15 protein-coding genes are annotated in these 19,431 nt (G+C 63.9%); 12 read left to right on the top strand and 3 right to left on the bottom strand.

Going from position 1 to position 19,431, the window contains the following annotated elements:
* Positions 1 to 158: 158 nt before the first annotated feature.
* A complete protein-coding gene (locus AC57B6_RS16835; RefSeq protein ID WP_496421750.1) occupies positions 159 to 1,139 on the bottom strand; it encodes a 2-hydroxyacid dehydrogenase in 981 nt (326 codons plus the stop codon).
* Positions 1,136 to 1,564, bottom strand: coding sequence for a VOC family protein (locus AC57B6_RS16830; protein WP_028646208.1), 429 nt, complete (start codon positions 1,562 to 1,564; stop codon positions 1,136 to 1,138). Before AC57B6_RS16830 ends, AC57B6_RS16835 begins: the two co-directional genes overlap by 4 nt.
* Before the next feature lie 218 nt (positions 1,565 to 1,782).
* Here AC57B6_RS16830 and AC57B6_RS16825 point away from each other — a divergent pair, with 218 nt between their 5' ends.
* Together AC57B6_RS16825 and AC57B6_RS16820 are read left to right on the top strand one after the other, a co-directional pair.
* The gene (locus AC57B6_RS16825) at positions 1,783 to 2,739 is read left to right on the top strand and encodes an alpha/beta hydrolase (RefSeq protein ID WP_106353587.1); all 957 of its coding nucleotides are present in this window, start codon (positions 1,783 to 1,785) and stop codon (positions 2,737 to 2,739) included.
* 69 nt (positions 2,740 to 2,808) lie between these two features.
* Positions 2,809 to 3,756 (top strand): dihydrodipicolinate synthase family protein, encoded by a 948-nt coding sequence (locus AC57B6_RS16820; RefSeq protein WP_496421749.1) that lies wholly within the window; start codon positions 2,809 to 2,811, stop codon positions 3,754 to 3,756.
* 119 nt (positions 3,757 to 3,875) lie between these two features.
* On the opposite strand, the gene AC57B6_RS16815 is transcribed toward AC57B6_RS16820, so the two are convergent.
* Positions 3,876 to 4,535, bottom strand: a complete 660-nt coding sequence (locus AC57B6_RS16815; protein WP_030103452.1) for a GntR family transcriptional regulator — start codon at positions 4,533 to 4,535, stop codon at positions 3,876 to 3,878.
* A gap of 253 nt (positions 4,536 to 4,788) precedes the next feature.
* Here AC57B6_RS16815 and AC57B6_RS16810 point away from each other — a divergent pair, with 253 nt between their 5' ends.
* From AC57B6_RS16810 to AC57B6_RS16765, 10 genes are all read left to right on the top strand, one after another.
* The gene (locus AC57B6_RS16810) at positions 4,789 to 5,709 is read left to right on the top strand and encodes a fumarylacetoacetate hydrolase family protein (RefSeq protein WP_496421748.1); all 921 of its coding nucleotides are present in this window, start codon (positions 4,789 to 4,791) and stop codon (positions 5,707 to 5,709) included.
* A gap of 66 nt (positions 5,710 to 5,775) precedes the next feature.
* Positions 5,776 to 6,807: an ABC transporter substrate-binding protein gene (locus AC57B6_RS16805; protein ID WP_106353583.1), complete on the top strand. Its 1,032-nt coding sequence runs from the start codon at positions 5,776 to 5,778 to the stop codon at positions 6,805 to 6,807.
* A gap of 84 nt (positions 6,808 to 6,891) precedes the next feature.
* A complete protein-coding gene (locus AC57B6_RS16800; RefSeq protein ID WP_028646310.1) occupies positions 6,892 to 7,509 on the top strand; it encodes a VOC family protein in 618 nt (205 codons plus the stop codon).
* A 12-nt stretch (positions 7,510 to 7,521) separates the two neighbouring features.
* Entirely contained in the window at positions 7,522 to 8,265 is a 744-nt protein-coding gene (locus AC57B6_RS16795) for an ABC transporter permease (protein ID WP_454805306.1), read from the top strand.
* Complete coding sequence (locus tag AC57B6_RS16790) at positions 8,265 to 9,116, top strand: ABC transporter ATP-binding protein (RefSeq protein ID WP_496421747.1); 852 nt, start codon at positions 8,265 to 8,267, stop codon at positions 9,114 to 9,116. The genes AC57B6_RS16795 and AC57B6_RS16790 overlap by 1 nt, the downstream gene beginning before the upstream one ends.
* A 902-nt stretch (positions 9,117 to 10,018) precedes the next feature.
* Complete coding sequence (locus tag AC57B6_RS16785; RefSeq protein ID WP_030103457.1) at positions 10,019 to 10,522, top strand: 2-thiouracil desulfurase family protein; 504 nt, start codon at positions 10,019 to 10,021, stop codon at positions 10,520 to 10,522.
* A 549-nt stretch (positions 10,523 to 11,071) separates the two neighbouring features.
* A complete protein-coding gene (gene wecB, locus AC57B6_RS16780; RefSeq protein ID WP_106353577.1) occupies positions 11,072 to 12,259 on the top strand; it encodes a non-hydrolyzing UDP-N-acetylglucosamine 2-epimerase in 1,188 nt (395 codons plus the stop codon).
* 189 nt (positions 12,260 to 12,448) lie between these two features.
* Positions 12,449 to 14,653 (top strand): cellulose biosynthesis cyclic di-GMP-binding regulatory protein BcsB, encoded by a 2,205-nt coding sequence (locus AC57B6_RS16775; protein ID WP_338138178.1) that lies wholly within the window; start codon positions 12,449 to 12,451, stop codon positions 14,651 to 14,653.
* On the top strand, positions 14,650 to 16,863 hold the full coding sequence (locus AC57B6_RS16770; RefSeq protein WP_496421746.1) for a glycosyl transferase family protein: 2,214 nt from the start codon (positions 14,650 to 14,652) through the stop codon (positions 16,861 to 16,863). Before AC57B6_RS16775 ends, AC57B6_RS16770 begins: the two co-directional genes overlap by 4 nt.
* Complete coding sequence (locus AC57B6_RS16765; protein ID WP_496421745.1) at positions 16,860 to 19,421, top strand: NfrA family protein; 2,562 nt, start codon at positions 16,860 to 16,862, stop codon at positions 19,419 to 19,421. Before AC57B6_RS16770 ends, AC57B6_RS16765 begins: the two co-directional genes overlap by 4 nt.
* Positions 19,422 to 19,431 lie beyond the last annotated feature (10 nt).

Genomic DNA, 19,431 nt, shown 5'->3' with positions numbered 1-19,431 from the left:
GAGCACAGCGAGATTGCAACGGGACATCAGCAGAACACCGGCGGGACGGCGATGAGGCAACAACATGACGGCAACAGGACAGCGACAGGACGACCCGGGACGACAGCAGTACAGCAATGCAGCATCAGGTGGCGGCGCGACGCTGCGCCGCCACGTTTTCAGGCCGTGCGCACCGCGAATTCGATAGGAGCGCGCGCGAAGTGCTGGGACAGACTGGCGAGTAACGCGTCCCGCTGCGCAATCAATGAAGCGGGCGAGCGGCCCGCGATGTGCGGGGTGATCAGCACATCGGGATGATCGACCAGGGCGGCCGGCACCACGGGTTCGTCTTCGATCACGTCGAGCCCGGCACCGGCGATCGCGGCGTGAGCGAGCGCGTCGATTAACGCTTGCGTGTCGAGCACGGAACCGCGCGACACGTTCACCACGTAGCCGTGCGGCCCCAGCGCTTGCAGCACTTCGCGATTGACCAGATGCCGCGTCGCGGCGCCGCCGTTGCAGGCGATGACAAGAAAATCGCTGTCAGCGGCCAGTTCGGTGAGTTCCGCGTAGTAGCGGCCCGGCGCGTCGGCGTGCGGCCGGCGTGCGTGATAGCCGAGCGTCATGTCGAAGCCCTGGGCGCGCGCCGCGATTAGCCGGCCGATGCGCCCCATTCCGAGCAGCCCCAGGCGGGCGCCGGTCAGGGTGGGCCGCTCGGCGCGCGAGGCCTGCCAACGCCCGGCACGCACCGCGTAGGTGAGCGGTGCATAGCCGCGTGCGAGCGCGAGCAGCAGACCGATTGCGTGATCGGCGACGGTCGCCGCATTCGCGCCGGGCGCATGGGTCACCACGATGCCGTGCCGCGTGGCGGCGGCCACGTCGACGTTCTCGTAGCCGGCGCCGAACGCGCTGACGATTTCCAGCGCGGGCAGCGCGGCCATCTGCGCAGCGGATAAGCCGGTCGAGCCGTTGGTCACCACCGCGCGCAGGGTCGCCGGATCGACCTCGGCTGACAGGGCCGCGTCCCACCCGTCGGGATGATAGTGAAGCGTATAGCCGCGCCGCAGCGCATCCAGTGTCGCGTCCGGCAGTGCGATCAGCGCGAGCACATGCGTGCCGCTCGCGCTCTCGTTGACGTTGACGCTGACAGGCGCGCTCATGCTTGTGGATCGGCGGCTTGCGCGGCAGGCGCGACTTCCTTCACCGCACCTTTCCAGCCGTTTTCGGTGATGTCGAACACGGTGCCGTCGGGCATGCGGTACTTCACTTCGTAGAACACGTTCGGATCTTTCTCGTGGCGCCCCGTCAGATAGGTGCCGCCCGCCGCGACCACGCGCGCCGCGGTGTCTTCGACGCTGTCCACCCACATGCCGAAGTGAATCACGCCGCGCACGTCCTTCAGCCCCGCGTAACCGGGAACGGTCTCGTCCTTGAAGTTGAGGAGCGCCACGTTCATCGTGCCGTCCGTCATATAGATGCCGCGCATCGCGTTACCGGCTCGGCGCATGCCGAATGCCTGTTCGAAAAATTGCGCGGCGGCTTCGGGATCTTCGACCGAAAGCGCGATGTGGCGGAGCTTGTCCATGAGATGTCCTTGGGTTGTCCCGGGGTTGTTCTGCTGGGTGAATCGCCTGTCGGCGTAGAGAGGGTTGTCGTCACTTTGAATCAAGTGTGTCCGCAACTTCACCAGGTATACTACGTATAATAAATGTATACACAAAAACGATTTGATATACCAGAATGGTTCTCATACGCGGATCGGTGCCGTTAGCGCCGATTCGCCGCACTGTATGAGGACCACCGATGCACACCTTGCAGGAACCGTTGGGCAGTCTTTCCGCCACGCTCAGGGAGCGCTTTGCGCGGATCGGACCGGTCTGGGGGCGCGATATCAATGCGCATCGCGACCTGGTGATCGCCGCGTATTCGCCTTTGGTGGCTGCTGCGCGCGATGCGGGAGAACCGCTCGAGGTAGCGCGCGATATTGCCTACGGTGACCACGAGCGGCAGCGTCTGGATGTGTTTGCGTCCGCGCGATCGAGGGAGAAGGGCAATGCCGATGTCGTGCTGTTCGTCCATGGCGGCGCATTCCTGCGCGGCAGCAAGAGTTTCAACGGACTCATTTACGACAACGTGTCGCGCTGGTTCGCCCGTCAGGGTTGTGTCGCGCTGAACGTCGAATACCGGCTCGCGCCTGAAGCGCCGTATCCCGCCGGCGCGGACGACGTCGCCGCTGCACTCGCGTGGGCACAGAAACACGTCGCCGGTTTCGGCGGCAATCCGCAAAGAATCTTTCTGGTCGGACATTCGGCGGGCGGCGCGCATGTGGCCACGTATCTGTGCGATCCGTTGTATGCCGGGCTGCGTGAAGGCGCTTCGGCTGTCGCCGGTGCGGTGTTGATCAGCGCCCGGCTGGCCGCCGACGTGCTGCCCGATAACCCGAACGCAGCCGGTGTGCGCGCCTATTTCGGCACGGACGAAACACGCTACGCCGTGCGCTCGCCGCTGACCCACGCGGCGCATTTCGACGCGCCGCTGATGGTGGTGGTCGCCGAATACGAGAACCCTTATCTGGACGCCTACGGCGCGGCTTTCTTCGAGCGCGTTCTGCTGGCGCGTCAACGTGCCGGCGACGGCGCACCCAAACGCGCACCGCGCTTCGTGCAGATGCTGCGGCACAACCACACATCGGTGGTCGCGCATTTCGATTCGGGCGAGACCTTGTTAGGCGATGCGATGCTCGATTTTTTCAGCGCCTGATTGTCCACGTCCGCGCCCACGTCTGCGTCCACGTCTACGCCTATCCGTCCAGCTAATCAGGAGATCCGCATGTCCGTCAGCCGTCTATCTGCTTTTGCCAAACCGCGCGTGTTTGCGCCGGTGGTTACGCCGTTCACCGCCGGGCTGGACGTCGATGCAGCGCGCTTTGTCGCGTTTTGCCGCTGGCTGGTCGGGCAGGGGGCCGGCCTCGCGCTGTTCGGCACGAATAGCGAAGCGAATTCGCTGAGTCTTGCCGAACGCCACGCGTTGCTGGATCAGGTGCTCGAAGCCGGTATCGCCCCCGCCCAGATGCTGCCCGGCACCGGTGCATGCGCGTTGCCTGACGCGATCGCCTTGACCCGTCACGCGGCCGAAGCCGGCTGCGCCGGCGCCTTGATGCTGCCGCCGTTCTTTTATAAAGGTGTCAGCGACGACGGCCTGTTCGCGTACTACTCGGACGTGATCCAGGCCGTCGGCTCGGATCAGTTGCGCGTGCTGCTGTATCACATCCCGCAGTTCACCGGCGTGCCGATCACCCATACGCTGATCGAGCGGCTGATCGCGGCCTATCCGCAAACCGTGGTCGGGATCAAGGACAGTTCAGGCGACTGGGCCAACACCGCGGCGATGCTTGAGAAGTTTCCCGGCTTCGCCGTGTTTCCCGCGTCCGAGGCTTTGCTCGGCAAAGCACTGCCGCTGGGCGCGGCAGGCTGCATTTCGGCTACCGCGAATATTCAGCCGCACGCGATCGCGAGTCTGCTGAACGCGGCGACGCGGGAAGAAAGGGCGATATGGGAAGGCAAGGTCACGACGGTTCGCCTCGCCGTGCAAGCACAACCGATGATCCCCGCGTTGAAAAGCATCGTCGCGCACTTTGCGCACGACCCGGAGTGGACGCGGGTGCGCCCACCGCTCACGCCGATGAATCCGGCGCAGTCGGGCGCGTTGTTGCAGCAGCTTCAGGCATTGGATTTTTCGATGCCGTCGGTGGCATCGCTGGCGGTGGTGGCTGCGTGAACGGGCCGCGATTTCAGCCGGCGCATCGGTGGCGAGCGGTGCCGCCCATGTCGCCTATGTCATCGGGGCAAGCCGCGAAGCGTCGGCAGGGTGCGCATGATCGCGCTACGCCCAGCGTTTCAGGCGTTTTCACGCTCGGTGCGTTGGCGCTTGAGCCGGCCGAGTACAACGATAGACAGCCGCGCCGTATGGTCGCGCATCGCGTTGTACGCACGTTCCGGCTCGGAGTTGAGGATCGCGGAGACGATCTCGCGATGCTCGTCGGTTGCCGCCTCGAAGCGCGACGGCGAAGCCGGCTGCGCGGCGCGAAAACCCGCCAGACGCTGCCGCTGAACGGACATGATCGACGCCAGCGATTTGCTTTGCGCGCCCTTGCAGATCAGTTCGTGGAATTCGCGATTGAGCTGGAAGTACTCCGTTTCATCGCCGCGCGCGATCGCGGCGTTCATTTCGGTCTGGAGTTCTTCGAGCTGCTTCTTCTCGACGAGGCTCATACGCTGCGCGCTCAACCGGCAGCACAGCGCCTCGAGTTCGCACATCGCTTCGAGCATATCGGCGAGTTCGTCGATGCTGAACTGCGCGACCACCACACCCTTGCGCGGCGTCAGTTCGACGAGGCCACGCGCGGCGAGCTCGCGCAGCGCCTCGCGGATCGGTGTGCGCGACGCGTTGAAGCGTTCGGCGAGTGCCGCTTCTTCGAGCTTCTGGCCCGGTTCAAGCGTGCCTTCGATGATCTCGTCGCACAGCAGGCGGTAAATCTTGGAGGAGAGCGTCGTCATCGTGATGGTTGTGGGTTGAGCGAAACCGTGAGCAAGCGGCCCCATTATGCGCCAGCGGCCCAACCGCCTCAATCGCCACCGCGCATATCCGGCCTCCGTAAGCCCATGCAGTGTAAGCGTGAACGTGTTCATGCCCCGATTGGTGTATACGAGAATTTCAATAAAAATACACAGATGACTGAATGTATACGAATTATTGAACCCTCGACCGCAGCTAACTAATCCCCTACAAACGCAAAAAGCGAGGCAATACGTGACCTGGTTTGGTATCGCAACTTATGAATTGAACGGCCGCACGGCCACTGGCCTGGCGGTTGGCGACAAGCTGTATGACGCGCGGGCGGTATTGAAGCAAAGCGCTTCGGCGCTGCCGTTTGCCGACGTCGGCGCGCTGATCGCCGCTTGGGAGACGGACGGTGCGGCGGCCGTCGAACGGCTCGAAGCCGCTGCGCGCGCGCTCGAGGCGGGCACGCTCGACGCCGCGCCGCCCGCCGGCCACACGCTGTGCGTGCCGTATCAGCCGCGCCGCATTTTCGCGGCGGCGTCGAACTATTACGAACACGCGCAGGAGATGGGAACCGAGCTGGCGCCGCGCGAAGAGAGCACGCCGTACATGTTCATGAAGGCCGAGACGAGCGTGGTGCCGACTCTTGCGAACGTGGTCATTCCACCGCACGCGGAGCGGGTCGACTGGGAGGTGGAACTGGCCGTGGTGATTGGCAAGGCCGGCCGCCACATCGCGAAAGAGGACGCTTACGACTACATTGCCGGCTACACGATTCTCAACGACGTCAGCGCGCGCGACCTGAATCGCCGCTCCGACTATCCGTTCAAACACGACTGGTTTCGCGGCAAGAGTTTCGATACCTTTGGCCCACTCGGCCCGTGGTTCGTGCCGAGCGCGTGTATCGCCGAGCCGCAGAATCTGCGCATGCGCCTCGCGGTAAATGGCGAAATGATGCAGGACGGCAACACGTCCGCGATGATTTTCAACATCGCCGAGCAGATCGAATATTTATCGACGATCCTCACGCTGCAACCGGGCGATCTGATCGCCACGGGCACGCCGACCGGCGTCGGCATGGGGCGAGGCATTTATCTGAAGGCGGGTGACGTGATGGTCGCTTCGATCGACGGGATCGGTTCGATCGAGAATCCGCTGGTCGCCGGCTGAGCGTCAGCAGGCTCCCGGTACTTTCCATTCACCCCACTCACTCCACTCATAGACGGGGAACACGACATGTTGCAGCGGATACGGCGCGCGGTACGACAGTGGGTTCGGCCACTCAGTCGGCGGGCTGCGTTGAGCGCGGTGGCATTGACCGCCACCGCGCTTTTCACGAGCGCCCATGCGGCCGACAAGGTGCGCGTCAATCTGGCGTGGCTGCCGCAGGGCAGCACCGGCGGCATCCTGCTCGCGCAGGCCAAGGGCTACTACCGCGACGCGGGCCTCGACGTCAGCGTGATGCGCGGATATGGCGGCCAGCGCACCGTCAATGAAGTGGACGAGGGACTGTTCGAGTTCGGCTATGGCGACCCCGTCAGCGTGATGCTGAACCGCGCGCATGGCGGCCATGCGGTGATGGTCGGCGCGATCAACACGCGTTGGCCCGGTGCGATGTGTTATCTCGAGCGGCCCGGCTTCAAAGTGACGACACTAAAGGATCTGTCGGGGATGACGCTCGGCGGCGGCGGTGCGTCGCCGGTGCAGAACATCATGCCCGCATGGCTGAAGCAGAACGGCATGGCGCCCGACGCGATCAAGACCGTGCGCCTCGATCCGGCCGTGATCAATACCGCGCTGCTGCAAAAGCGCATCGACCTGTCCGAGTGCTGGGAAGGCGCGAGCCTGCCGGTGCAAGCCGCGTTGGCGAAGCGGGCCGGACAGCAGCTCGGCAAGGTTTTCTACCGGGATTTTGGTCTGGACATGATGGGCAACGGTATTGTCACCACCGATACCTTTGTGGCGCAGCATCCCGACGTGGTCAAACGATTTGTCGCCGCGACTTATCGCGGTTATGCGCTGATGCGCGAGCACCCGCAGGAGGCCGCCGATGCGATTGCCGGGCTCTATCCGGTGCTCGACAAGACGATCCTGTTGCAGCAGATCGTCGAGACCAATGGACTGATCGCCGACGATCCCGCGCAGCACAAGACCGGCTGGTTGCGGCCCGCGCGCATGGATGCCACCGCCGCGTTTGTGTCGCGCGCGTTCGGCACCGGCTCGAAGGTGAAGGCGGCCGATCTTTATACGAATCAGTTTGTCGAGTAAACCCTATTGGGGGTGACGCGTCGTTGAAACGGCGCGCTCACTCCAACCAGCCCGCGCGAGGCGTGGGCACTGAGGAGACAGGCAATGAACAGTTTGCGTCCGAAGCGGCTTGGGCACATGGTGCTGATGGTGCGCGACATCCAGAAGTCCGCGCAGTTTTATACCGACGTGCTGGGCCTCAAAGTATCCGACTGGATCGGCGACCAGATGGTATTTCTGCGCGCCGGCAGCGATCACCACGATCTCGCGCTCGCGCAACTGCCGAAAGATTCCGCCGATTTCAACGACCTGCCGCGCTATTCGCGCCCCGGCCTCGAGCACTTTTCGTATCTGATCGACAGCTACGAGGAGATGGAACGCTCGGTGAAGGTCTTGCAGGAGCATGGTGTCGAGATCGTGCGTGGGATCGGCCGGCATGGTCCTGGCAACAACCTGTTCCTCGTGTTCAAGGACCCGGATGGCAACAACGTCGAGGTGTACTGCGAGATGACGCAGATCGGCGAGCGCGACGCACACGAGCCGCAGGTTTGGGAGCGCACGATCGAATCGTTCGACCAGTACCGCTTCGAACGCTTTGTCGTGCCGCCGCCACCGCATCTGGTGGCGCAAAAATCGGCGCAGGCAGCGGCGGCGACTGCGGCGTCGGGCGCCCCGCAAGATTCAACGAAAGCCGATCCGTCCAGCTCGGCTGATAGTGAATAATTCGGAAACCTCATGAAGAGAATGTTCGAAACCGTCCTGTTCTGGATCGTGATTGGTCTGATCTGGGAATTCGGCGTGCGTTGGACGGGCACGCGGGACTACGTGCTGCCGGCGCTGTCGCAGGTCTTTGCGGCCGGTTGGGAGATGCGTGGACAGTTGCTGTCCGACACCTTGGCTACCGCGTGGGAAGTGTTCGCCGGCTTCGCGCTGGCGCTGGTCGGCGGCCTGACGATAGGCTTGCTGGCGAGCATGTCGAGCATTGCGCGGCGTACCTTGTTTCCGCTGGTCACCGCATTGCAGAGCATGCCGAAGATCGCGCTTGCACCGTTGTTGATCGTGTGGTTCGGTTACGGGTTTGCATCGAAGCTGGCGGCGGCCGTGCTGTTCGCGTTCTTCCCGATCGTGATCGCGACGATGGGCGGCCTCGCCGGTGTGCCGCGCAACCTGGACGAGCATTTTCGGGCGCTCGGTGCGTCGCAGGCCAAGACCTTCTGGTATTTGCGGTTGCCTGCCGCGTTGCCCGCGCTGATCGACGGTTTGAAGATCGCGATGCCGCTGGCGGTCATCGGGGCGATTGTCGGCGAGTTCATTGGGTCGGAGTCGGGGCTTGGGCACCTGATCGTGTTTGCGACATCGAATGCGCAGACTGCGTTGTCGTTTGCCGCGATCCTGATGGTGACCGTGCTGGCGATGCTGTTTTACTGGGCTGTCGAACTGGTTTCGCGCGGCGTGTGGTGGAGAGGAGTGACGGTCTGATGGCACTGGTCGACAAGTTGCGTATTGTGCAGCGCGCCGCGGCAACCGGCGCACAGGTTCATCCTTTGCATCGCGACGAAGCGGCGCCTGCGCTGATTTCCGTCGAACAGGTCGGTAAGCGCTTTGCCGCGCGGGGTGGGGCGGAGGCATTCAGCGCGCTTGACGATGTATCGATGCAGATTCGCCAGGGCGAGTTCGTCTCGATCCTGGGGCCGAGCGGATGCGGCAAGAGCACCTTGTTGCGGATGGTGGCCGGGTTGGTGCCATCAGATGGCGGCCGGATTCTGCTTGGTGCTGAGCCGATCAGCGCGCCGGTGCCGGATATTGGCGTGGTGTTTCAGACCAGCAATATGCTGCCCTGGCTGAGCGTGGGGGCGAATATCCGGCTGGGCGCGAAGTTGCGGAATGTGCCGCGGGCGCAGGTGGAGGAACGGCTTCCTGGCTTGCTTGAGACTTTGGGGTTGACGGCGTTTGCCGACCGGTATTCGCATGAGTTGTCGGGTGGGATGAGGCAGCGGGCGGCGATTGGGCAGATTCTGTTGCTCGAGCCGCGGGTGATGTTGATGGACGAGCCGTTTGGGGCGTTGGATGCGTTGACGCGGGACCGGTTGAATGTCGAGCTTTTGCGGATCTGGCAGCGGAGTACGCTGACGGTTTTGCTGGTGACTCACAGTATTCATGAGGCGGTGTTTTTGTCTGACCGGGTGCTGGTGATGTCGGAGCGGCCGGGGCGGGTGATTCACGATGTGAAGATTGAGTTGGCGCGGCCTAGGGAACCTGATCAGGTTAAGAGTGATCCCCTGTACGGGGAGTATGTTTCGGTGCTTTCCAGGTTGATGGGGGTGTTTTAGGGGCTGCGCGGGCTATGGGGTTGGTTTTGCCTGCCCGGCAGGTGGGGGCCTTCGCGGCGCTTTTTGTTGGTGATCTGGATTTTGGGTGTTGGCTTGGTGTGGTAGTGGTCTGTTCTGTTGTTGGTCCTTTGGCCTTTCCTTGTTTTGTTAGTGGTCTATTAGCGTTGCCCCTGTGCGGGGCGGCACCTACTTTTCTTTGCCTGCCGCAAAGAAAAGTAGGCAAAAGAAAGCGGCTCACACCGCCAGCTCATAAGCGGGTCTCCCGCACAGCCACGGTAGTGGTGCATCTGGAATCTGTCGCCTCGCACATTCCGCTTTAGTGACAAAGCAGTCATACTTCCGGCGGCGCTGCGCGCGCCGACACCCAGTTCAAGAACCATCAGGTATGCCAAGCGTTGGCGAGGTTTCCCTGGCAGACCCGTCCGCGACGCACGTAGTGCGGAGTGGGAGCTGATGAGCGCCTTGTCGCTAACGCGGAGTGTGCGGGGGCACGGATTCCAGATGCACCACTACCGCGGCTGTGCGGGGGACCCGCTTATGAGCTGGCGGTGTGAGCCGCTTTCTTTTGCCTACTTTTCTTTGCGGCAGGCAAAGAAAAGTAGGTGCCCCCCGCACAGGGGGAACGCTAATAGACCGATAACAAAACAAGGAAAGGCCAAAAGACCAACAACAGAGCGGACCACTAACCCAGCAAGGAAAGGCCAAAAGACCAGCACAGGCAAATCCCAACGCCATAGGCAAACCACCGATACCGATACCAACACCACCGCCAACGGCAAAAAACAAAAAAATCAGCATCCCTAACAACAGAATAAAAAAACCACACCACAAAACAACCGAACCAAACCCGATTACAATCCCTCCACCCCCAAGCCAGCCCGCAGGGCAAAACCTCATCTTTTATGCTGAAGATCCTGATCAGCGCCTGCCTGGTCGGCCACCCCGTCCGCTACAACGGCAAAGCCAAAGCCAACCCCATCCACGACACGTGGCTAACCCACTGGCAGGCCGAAGGCCGCCTCATCACCGTTTGCCCCGAAGTGGCAGCAGGCTTCCCGACCCCGCGGCCGCCAGCCGAAATACAACTGCGCCGTACCGGCGCCGACGTCCTCGCGCATCGCGCCATCATCAACGACAACACCGGCACAGACGTCACCGCGCTCTTCATCGCAGGCGCCCAGCACGCGCTAAACCGCGCAAAAGCAGAAAATTGCCGCTACGCATTGCTCGCCGACGGCAGCCCCTCCTGCGGCAGCACCTTCATCCACACCGGCAAATTCGACGGCCAAACCCATCCCGCCACCGGCGTCACTGTCGCGTTGTTGCAACAACACGGCATCCGCGTGTTCGCAGAATCGCAGATCGCCGAACTGGCCGCGGAAATCGAACGCGCCTCCAGCAACTGAGACACACTGTCAAATCGACCTGACAATTCGTGATATTGATCCGCTCACCCAAAATTCCCCGGTAACGTTTGCGTAGCCTTAATCAGCGGGAAATTCAAATCGAGCCAGTGAGACGGAGTAAATGTTAATCAAGATTTGACATTTACAAAATCTGAAAATTATTGATCTGAATTTAACCTTCCGATAACTATTTGGAAAACGTTTGCGCCGCTTAATCCCCCGGCTTCGTCGGCAAAAATCACGCCTTCAGGTCAGCAAGCCAGAGTATCAAACGCCGGATGCAGCGGAAATCCGTTGTAAAATTGCGGAAGATACACGCTAGAATGCGCGTCGATTCATCGCTAATGACCAATCGTTCAAACGATGTTCGCGTGAGTCCAGTCGGCAAGTAATTGCATCCGATCGAATCGTTTCCCGCGCAGACGGGAATCGCCGGTAATTACCGGCTCAAGGCCTGTCAGATCGGTAAATACGGGGAAGCAATATTAACGCTTGCTCCGCAATGCCTGCCGCCAATAAAACATTTGTGTGAGATGCGGGGTATTGCCAATGAGGATTCTGTCGATTTTCGGCACACGGCCGGAAGCCATCAAAATGGCGCCGTTAGTCAAGCAACTGGAAGCCGATACCGGCATCGAGTCGATTGTTTGCGTCACCGGGCAGCATCAGCAGATGCTCGATCAGGTGCTCGAGCTGTTTCAGATCAAGCCGCATCACAACCTCGCGCTGATGACCGGCAACCAGACGCTCAACGGTCTGGCCTCGCGTCTGATCGCCTCGCTCGACGAAGTGCTCGCTGCCGTACAACCCGATCGCGTGCTGGTGCACGGCGATACGACCACCGCGTGCGCGGCGGCGCTAGCTTCGTTCCACCGGCGCATTCCAATCGGTCACGTCGAAGCAGGGCTGCGTACCGGCAATCTGATGCAGCCGTGGCCGGAAGAAATGAACCGCCGCGTGGTCGACGTGATGAGCGATCTGATGTTCGCGCCCACCGCGAGCTCGAAAGCAAACCTCGCGCACGAAACGCTGCACGGCAAGATCATCGTCACCGGCAATACGGTGATCGACGCATTGAACCTCACCACCGCGCGCATCGACCAGGACGCGGCATTGCGCGCCGAACTCGACGCACGCCTGCCGTTTCTCGATGGCGCCCTGCCGGTGCTGCTCGTCACGGGCCATCGCCGTGAGAGCTTCGGTGCGGGCTTCGCGAACATTTGCGCGGCCCTTGCCGAACTCGCGAAAACCAACACGGTGCAGATCGTCTATCCGGTCCACCTGAATCCGAATGTGCGCGGTCCCGTGCAGGAAACCCTCGGCACGGCGCGCAACGTTCATCTGATCGAGCCGCTGGATTACCTCGGCTTCGTGCGCCTGATGCAGCGTGCGTCAATCATCCTCACCGACTCGGGCGGCGTGCAGGAAGAAGCGCCCGCACTCGGCAAGCCGGTGCTGGTGATGCGCGACGTGACCGAGCGGCCGGAAGCGGTGGCGGCCGGCACGGTACGCCTCGTCGGCACGGAGCGCGAAGCGATCGTGCGCGCGGTGACAGGTTTGCTCGCAAACGCGGGCGAGCGTGACGATTTTGCGCATCGCGTCAATCCGTACGGCGACGGCCATGCATCGCAACGAATCGTCGCGGCGCTGAGCGGGCGTCCGTTCGACGAGTTCGTGAGCGGCGCAGCGGGCAGCACCGCGCAGCTGGCGGGCGCATTGGCCGTGCACGCACTGTAAGACTGACGTTCGCCGGCCGCCGTCGATCGCGACGCGCCGGCAAAGCTTCCGGCAATACGCACTGCCAAAGCGGCCTGCAAAAAAGCGGCCTGCCAAAGCGGCCTGCCAGAACCGGCATCGCAGTTTCAAACAATCCATGCAGCGCAAATTCGCCTCACTGTTTGCGCGCTAATTTCGAGACAAGACAACGTGACCACCCATTCGCTCATGCGCCGCCTGGCGCGCCCTCACCTGAAGGTTCTTGCCGCGCTGCTGTTGCTGGCGTCGACGGCCTATGCCCAGCAGCCGGCCGATGTCGCCGGCAGCTTCGCGCAGCTCGGCAGCGGCCGGCTCGCGACGCGCACGGTGTCGCTGGCCGAACTGGGCATGCGCGATCCGGTCGTGCTGCGTGCGCCGGACGGGCGTCAGGAGTTGTATCTGCCGGTGCCGGCCGGCGTACCCCTGAGCGATGCGGCCTTGCAGATCGACGGCAGCTATCTGCGCGGTAACGGCGGCCGCACGACCATGCTGGTGTCGCTCGACGGCTCGCCGGTACTCTCGCGCACCCCAACGCAGGATCAGGGCGATGCGTCCGCGAGTCTGGGCGTGGACGGCGCGGCGAGGCCGAGCGGTTTCGTGCGCGTGGGTCTCGACTGGTCGTCGGTGCTGAGCGATAACATCTGTACCGACCAGACCGCGATCGGCAACGTCTGGCGCATCGCGCCGACTTCGCGGCTGACCTATCGCTACGATCCTGACGCGATCGTCGATCTGCGCAGCGCGTGGGGCGCCTTGCCGAACAAACCGGTGGTGATGCTCGGTGCGCGCAAGCTCGGCGCACCGGCGTTCGATGCAGGCTGGCGCGTCGAAGCGCTGCTGCAACGCGAAGGCCGCACGCCGCTCACGCGGCCGTGGCCCGTAGTGGGCGACACGGTCGACCTGAGCGATATCGAGGTGCCGGCGCCGCTGCGCGCGATTCCGGCCTTCGCCGCGCTGGCCGCGGGCGGTTCGCACAAGCTGGCGAATCCGGCGGAAGCGGGCGCCCTCGTCGCACTGACGCCGCGCCCGGCATTCGCGCCGGACGTGATCGTCGCCGACGACACGCTGCGCAACACGCTGAAGACGTCGCTCGATGCGTTGCGTGAACAGGTTGTCGGCGCGGCCCCTGGTGCTGCCGACGCGTTCGACGCATGGCGTGCCCGCGCAATCGATCCGATCGCGAAGCCGCTCGTTTCGGGCGAAGTGCGCCTTGCCCACCTCGGCGGCCAAACCGCAATCGTGGTCGGCGATAACGACGGCGTGGCGATTCTCGCGCGCACGTGGCGTCCGATCGACGTGACGAGCCGTCTCGTCGTGCATCAGATCGATACCGCGCCGAACACGCGTGGCGACGAAATCGCGCTGTCGCTGCTGGGCGGCCTGCCGCGCACGCTCGACGTACAAGGCCGCGCCACCTGGGACGCGAATTTCGATCTGGGCGCGGTGTCGGGCAACGGCAAGCTGCCAGGCAGCGTGGTGCTCGACGTGGCTGCATCGCCGGCTCTGAACAACGCGGCGCAGACCGCCTCGATCTATTTCAACGACGTGCTGATCGGCTCGCAACTGCTGAACGCCAACGGCAAGCCGCAGCGCATTACCGCGCGCGTGCCGCACTACGCGCTGGCGCCGAACAATCTGCTGCGCGTGGTGTTTCAGCGCCAGCCGGAAGGCGGCTGCCAGCCGCGTAGCCAGGGTCATCCGATTGCCGTATTGCCGAGCAGTCATCTGACGCTCACCGACGCGAAGATCGGCGACGATTTCACCGGCATGGTCGCGCGTTTTGCATCGGAAGCGAATGTGCTGGTGCCGGCCGCGTACCTGAACGATCCCACGCAAGCACTGCCGCGCGTCGCGCGCCTCGCGAACGCAAGCGGCATTTCGCCGACGGGCGCGGCCTTCAGCGTCGCCCGTGACGGCGAAGCGGTGAACCCGAAGGGCGCCTTCCTCGCGGCCGACGTCGCGCTCGCCGATGAGAAGAGCCTCGCACGGTTGTCGAAAGACCGCTTGTCGCTGAGCGATGCATCCGGCAAGGTTCTCGCGGACGTGTCGGGTCTGAACCGTGTCGGCGTGATCGAAGCGGTGAAGTCGGGCAGCGTGTCGGGCATCGCGTATCGCACGGTGGGGGAGACGGCGGCGGTCTTGCCTGCGTCGTTGCAACTCTCGCGTGGCGATGTGGCGATCGTTGACGGCAGCGGTACGCTGCGCCAGTTCGATACGCGTCATCCGGGCGAAGTGGTCGACGCGGAAGACGTGCAAGGTCCGTGGTTCATGCAGAACTGGGTGCGCTGGGGCATCCCGGCCGCGCTCGTCGGCCTGCTGATCGTATTGCTGCTGGTGGCCAACGTGGCGCGCCGCAGGAATAAGGACAAGTCGTGAGCATCGCGCTGATCAAATGGTATGCGGGCTACGCGGTAGCTCACTACTACCTCGGGCTCGAATACGTCGCGGCGCTGGTGGCGTTCATCATTCTGCTGTCCAGCATCGACGATCTGTTCATCGACGCCTGGTACTGGACCCGCACGATCTATCGCCGCTTCACGGTGCAGCGCACCTACAAGCCGCTCACCAGCGCGCAGTTATATCAGCGCGACGAGCAGCCGATCGCGATCATGGTGCCCGCGTGGCACGAGTACGACGTGGTCGCGGCGATGATCGAGGACATGGTGCGGGTGATGGACTACCGCAACTATGTGGTGTTCGTCGGCACCTATCAGAACGACCCGCAGACCATCGCCGAAGTCGAACGGATGCGCCGCCGCTACAAGCAGTTGCGTCGCGTGGAAGTGCCGCATGACGGTCCGACCTGCAAGGCGGACTGTCTGAACTGGGTGATTCAGGCGATCTTCAAGTACGAGGGTGAGGCCGGCATCGAATTCGCCGGCGTAGTGCTGCACGATAGCGAAGACGTGCTGCATCCGGTCGAGCTGCGCTTTTTCAACTACCTGTTGCCGCGCAAGGACATGATCCAGTTGCCGGTCGCCTCGCTCGAGCGCAACTGGTTCGAACTCGTGGCCGGCACCTATATGGACGAGTTCGCCGAATGGCACGCGAAGGACCTGGTGGTGCGGGAGAGCCTGGTGGGCTCGGTGCCGTCCGCTGGGGTAGGCACGTGCTTCTCGCGCCGCGCGCTGCTCGCGCTGATCGCCGAAACCGACAATCAGCCGTTCAATACCGAAAGCCTGACCGAGGACTACGACGTCGGCGCGCGCCTGGGCAAGATGGGGATGCAGTCGATTTTCGCGCGCTTTCCGGTGCAGTTCGCCACGCGCCGCAAGGCATGGTTCGGCCTCGGCAAGGAGCGCGACATCACCGTGACGATGCCGCTGTGCGTGCGCGAATTCTTCCCCGATACCTTCCGCACCGCCTACCGGCAGCGTGCGCGCTGGACGCTCGGTATCGGCTTGCAAGGCTGGAAGCAGACCGGCTGGACCGGCTCGCTCGCCAATCGCTATCTGCTGTTTCGCGACCGCAAGGGGATCGTCACCGCGTTCGTCGGCATCATCGCGTATGGGCTGGTGATCCAGTTTCTGCTCTTCGCCGGCGCTGAACTCCTCGGCTGGATGCCGGACCTGATCGCTTCGCCGTTCTCCGATTCGCTGTGGCTGCAAGCGCTGCTATGGGCCAACGGCTGCGCGTTGCTGTTGCGCGTCGCGCAGCGGATCTATTTCGTGACGCGCCTCTATGGCTGGGAGCACGGCGTGCTGTCCGTGCCGCGCATGGTGGTCGGTAACTTCATCAACTTCATGGCTGTTTCGCGTGCGTGGAAAATGTTCCTCACGCACCTCGTGACGGGCAAGCGTCTGGCATGGGACAAGACCATGCACGACTTTCCGTCCGCCGATGGCTTCAACAACCGCCGCCAGCGTCTGGGCGAATTGCTGCTGTCGTGGCAGGCCATTGATCCGGACAAGCTCGAACAGGCGCTTGGCGAAAGCCATGCGCGTGAGGCGCCGCTGGGCCGCGTGCTGATGGCCAAGGGCTGGCTCGACGAGGAGACGCTCGCGGAAGCGATTGCCTTCCAGGCGGATTTGCCGCGTGGACGTGTGATGCTTGAACGCATCAAGGAAGACGCGGAGCGCCTGCCGCTCGACGCGATCGTGCGCCATCGCGTATTGCCGCAGATCGACGCCGCGAATGGCCGCACGATCTTGCTGACCGCGAGCCCGCTTGCCGATACGGCGGTGGCGGAACTGAACGGGCTGATCGAAGGACACGTTGCCCAGCAGATCGTCCGTGAGGGCGAAATCGCGGCGGGCCTGCGCGTGCTGCGCGGGGTCGAAACCATGGCGCCGGTGGGCGAGGTCGAGTCAGGGGGCACGGTTGGGGGCGCGCCGGCAGGTGTATCGCCGGACGACGCGAGCGGGTCTGTGCCGGCACGCAGCGTGCCGTTGATCGGCGATCTGCTGATCGAGCATGGCCACGTGCGCCGTGAAGCTTTCGAGTCAGCCATGCAGGACTATCGCCCGGATCGACATGGCCGCATCGGCGACTACATGGTGGCGCGCGGCGTGATCTCGCGTGCCGCACTCGAGAACGTAATTCAGCAACAGCGCCGCCTGCAGGGCGCTCTGGCGGCATCCGAATGAGCGATTCATTTTTCTTCAGCTTGCGTGCCGTTGCCGCTGCAACGGTGACGGGCGCACTGTGCCTGAGCGGCGCGGCGGCCTATGGGCAGAGCACGGCGGCCGCACCTCAGCCGGCCGCATCCGGACAGAACATGCTGCCGTTGAGCGGCGCCGCCTACCGCGTGGCGCAGACCGCATACGCCGCCTACGAGCGCGGCGACTACGCCGGTGCGGTGGAGCGGGCACGCGAGGCGATCCGCCAGCGCCCCGACGTCGTGTCGCTGCGGGTACTGCTAGCCAACTCGCTCGCCGCGCTGCGCCGCTATAGCGAAGCAAGCCGCTCGCTCGGCGACGCGATTGCGCAGATCGGCCGCGATCCGGCGCTGGTCTCGCGTCGCAAGCAGATCGACGCGCTGAACGTGTCGACCCGCGCAGTGGCACGCGCGGGCCGCCAGCAGCCGGCCGATCCGGACGTGCTGACCGGCGCCGCGTTGACGGCCGCGCAGCAGGCCTACAAAGCGTACGCGGCGAAGGATTTTGCGGGCACCGTCAAGTACGCGAACGAGGCGATCTCGCTGCGTCCCGACCTGCTGCGCCTGCGGCTGTTGCTGATCGACGCGGCGAGCGCGGCCGGTCAGGATACCGAAGCATGGAACGCCGATCTCGACGCAAGCGGGCGCTTCGGCGACACCGAGGAACTGCGCTTGAGGCGCAGCTTCATTGGCAACCGGCTGGCGCCGAAGTCGTCCGCTGCGTCGTATGAGGCTTTCAGGAAGGGCGACTACGCGCAGGCTGCCACGCTCGCGCGTGAGACGGTCGCCTATGCGCCGGATCAGGTCGGCTACCGCATCCAGTTGATGGACGTGCTGTTCGCCGCGAACGATCTGCCTGGCGTGCAAGCCGCGGCGAGCGATGCGATTGCCGCCGACGATACGGAAATCATGCCGCTCACGCTGCGTGGCTACGTGCTGGCCGCGCAGGGCAAGACGGCGGACGCTGAGGCGGATTTCGCCAGAGCGTTGCAGGCCAACGACGCGACGCAGCGCAACAAGCGCGTGGCGCGCGTGATCATCGCCGACGTATGGATCGCCGAAGGACAGCCGCAGCGTGCGCTCGATCTGCTCGCGCCGCTCAAGATGAATGGCGACGACACCGATCCGCCGATCGCGCTGCGACGTGCGCAGGCGCGGCGGTTGCTCGCGCATGCGCCGGCCGTCGCGGCGAACGCGTCGAGCACCGCAACCGCTTCAACCGCTTCAACCGCGTCGACCGATTCGCTTGCTCCAGCCACGCAAATCGACCCGGCGCACCGTCCCGTGATCGACTGCGTGGTCGATCAGTTTGGCGCAAGCTGCGACGTGTACGCCGCCGATCGCGGTTTCGCCGCGGCACGCGCCGCGGCCACCGCAGCCGCTGCAAACGACAAGGCCGGCGCGGTCGGCTACGCACGCGAAGCGGTCAAAGCCGCGCCGGACGATCCGCAGCACCGGGTCGATCTGATCAACGCGCTCAGCACGGCCGGCAACGACTCCGCCGCGTCGCGCGAAGCGCAAAAGATGATCGACGCCGGCATGCTCGACGCGATGCCGGACCTGAGCGCCGCGTACATCGCACAACGGGCCGGCGACAACAAGGTCGCGTTCCAGCGTTTCAGCATGGCCGACAAGGCCGGCACGATGCCGGCCAGCGCCTACGCCGACGCCGGCTATGCGGCCGTGAACGCGTACCGCAACCGCGAAGCCGCGCAGTACTTCGAACGCGCGATCGACGCGAGCGCCAAACCGGGCGACGACACGCCGCCCGCCACTCCCGCCCAACTGAACGAGATGCGCAGTGCGCACGCCGAAGCCACCCGCAACTGGGGCTTCGACGCGTCGCTGAATTATCGCGGCGCGGGCATGCAGCCGGGCTATGCGTCGTCGCCGACACCGGGCACGTCGAACAACTGGCAGGCGGGCGTGGAAGCCTACTGGCGTCCGTTCGGCAGTCTCGGCGACCGGATGTTCGAACTCTACGCACGCGGCTACGAGAGTTTCGGCGTGAAGAACGGCGGCGCGAGCGGCGTGGATACCTTGCAGGCCACGATTGGCGCGCGCGCCAAGCCGTTCTCGCAGATCGACGCGATCGTCGCCTTCGAACGGATCATTCCGATCGGCTCGCAGGTCAATCCCGACTGGCTCGCACGGCTCGCGTATTCGGGCGGTTACGGCATCGAGCGGCGGGTCGACGTGCCTTCATGGTGGACCGCGCAGATCTACGCCGAGACCGGCACCTATCTGAACGCGGGATCGGTCTATGCGACCACCAATCTCGAAGTGGGGCGCACCTATCGCATGGATCGCTACAGCCCGAAGTGGACCGTTTTCCCGTACGCGGTGATCGGCGCGGACTACGACTCGAGCGTCGACCACAGCATTCCGCTCGGCGCGGGGGTAGGGATTTCGACGCGTTACTGGTTCCGCGACAGCAAATACGACGCGCCGCGCTCGTATGTCGATCTGTCGGTGCAGTACCGCTGGAAGATCAGCGGCGACGATCGCGCGCGCGGGGTGTTCTTCGGCGCGATTTACTCGTATTGAATCCGGACGG

The sequence above is a fragment of the Paraburkholderia sp. BGA-UO-ETr-F12 genome (genome assembly GCF_059567945.1).
This window is presented reverse-complemented; position numbering and strand designations above follow the sequence as displayed.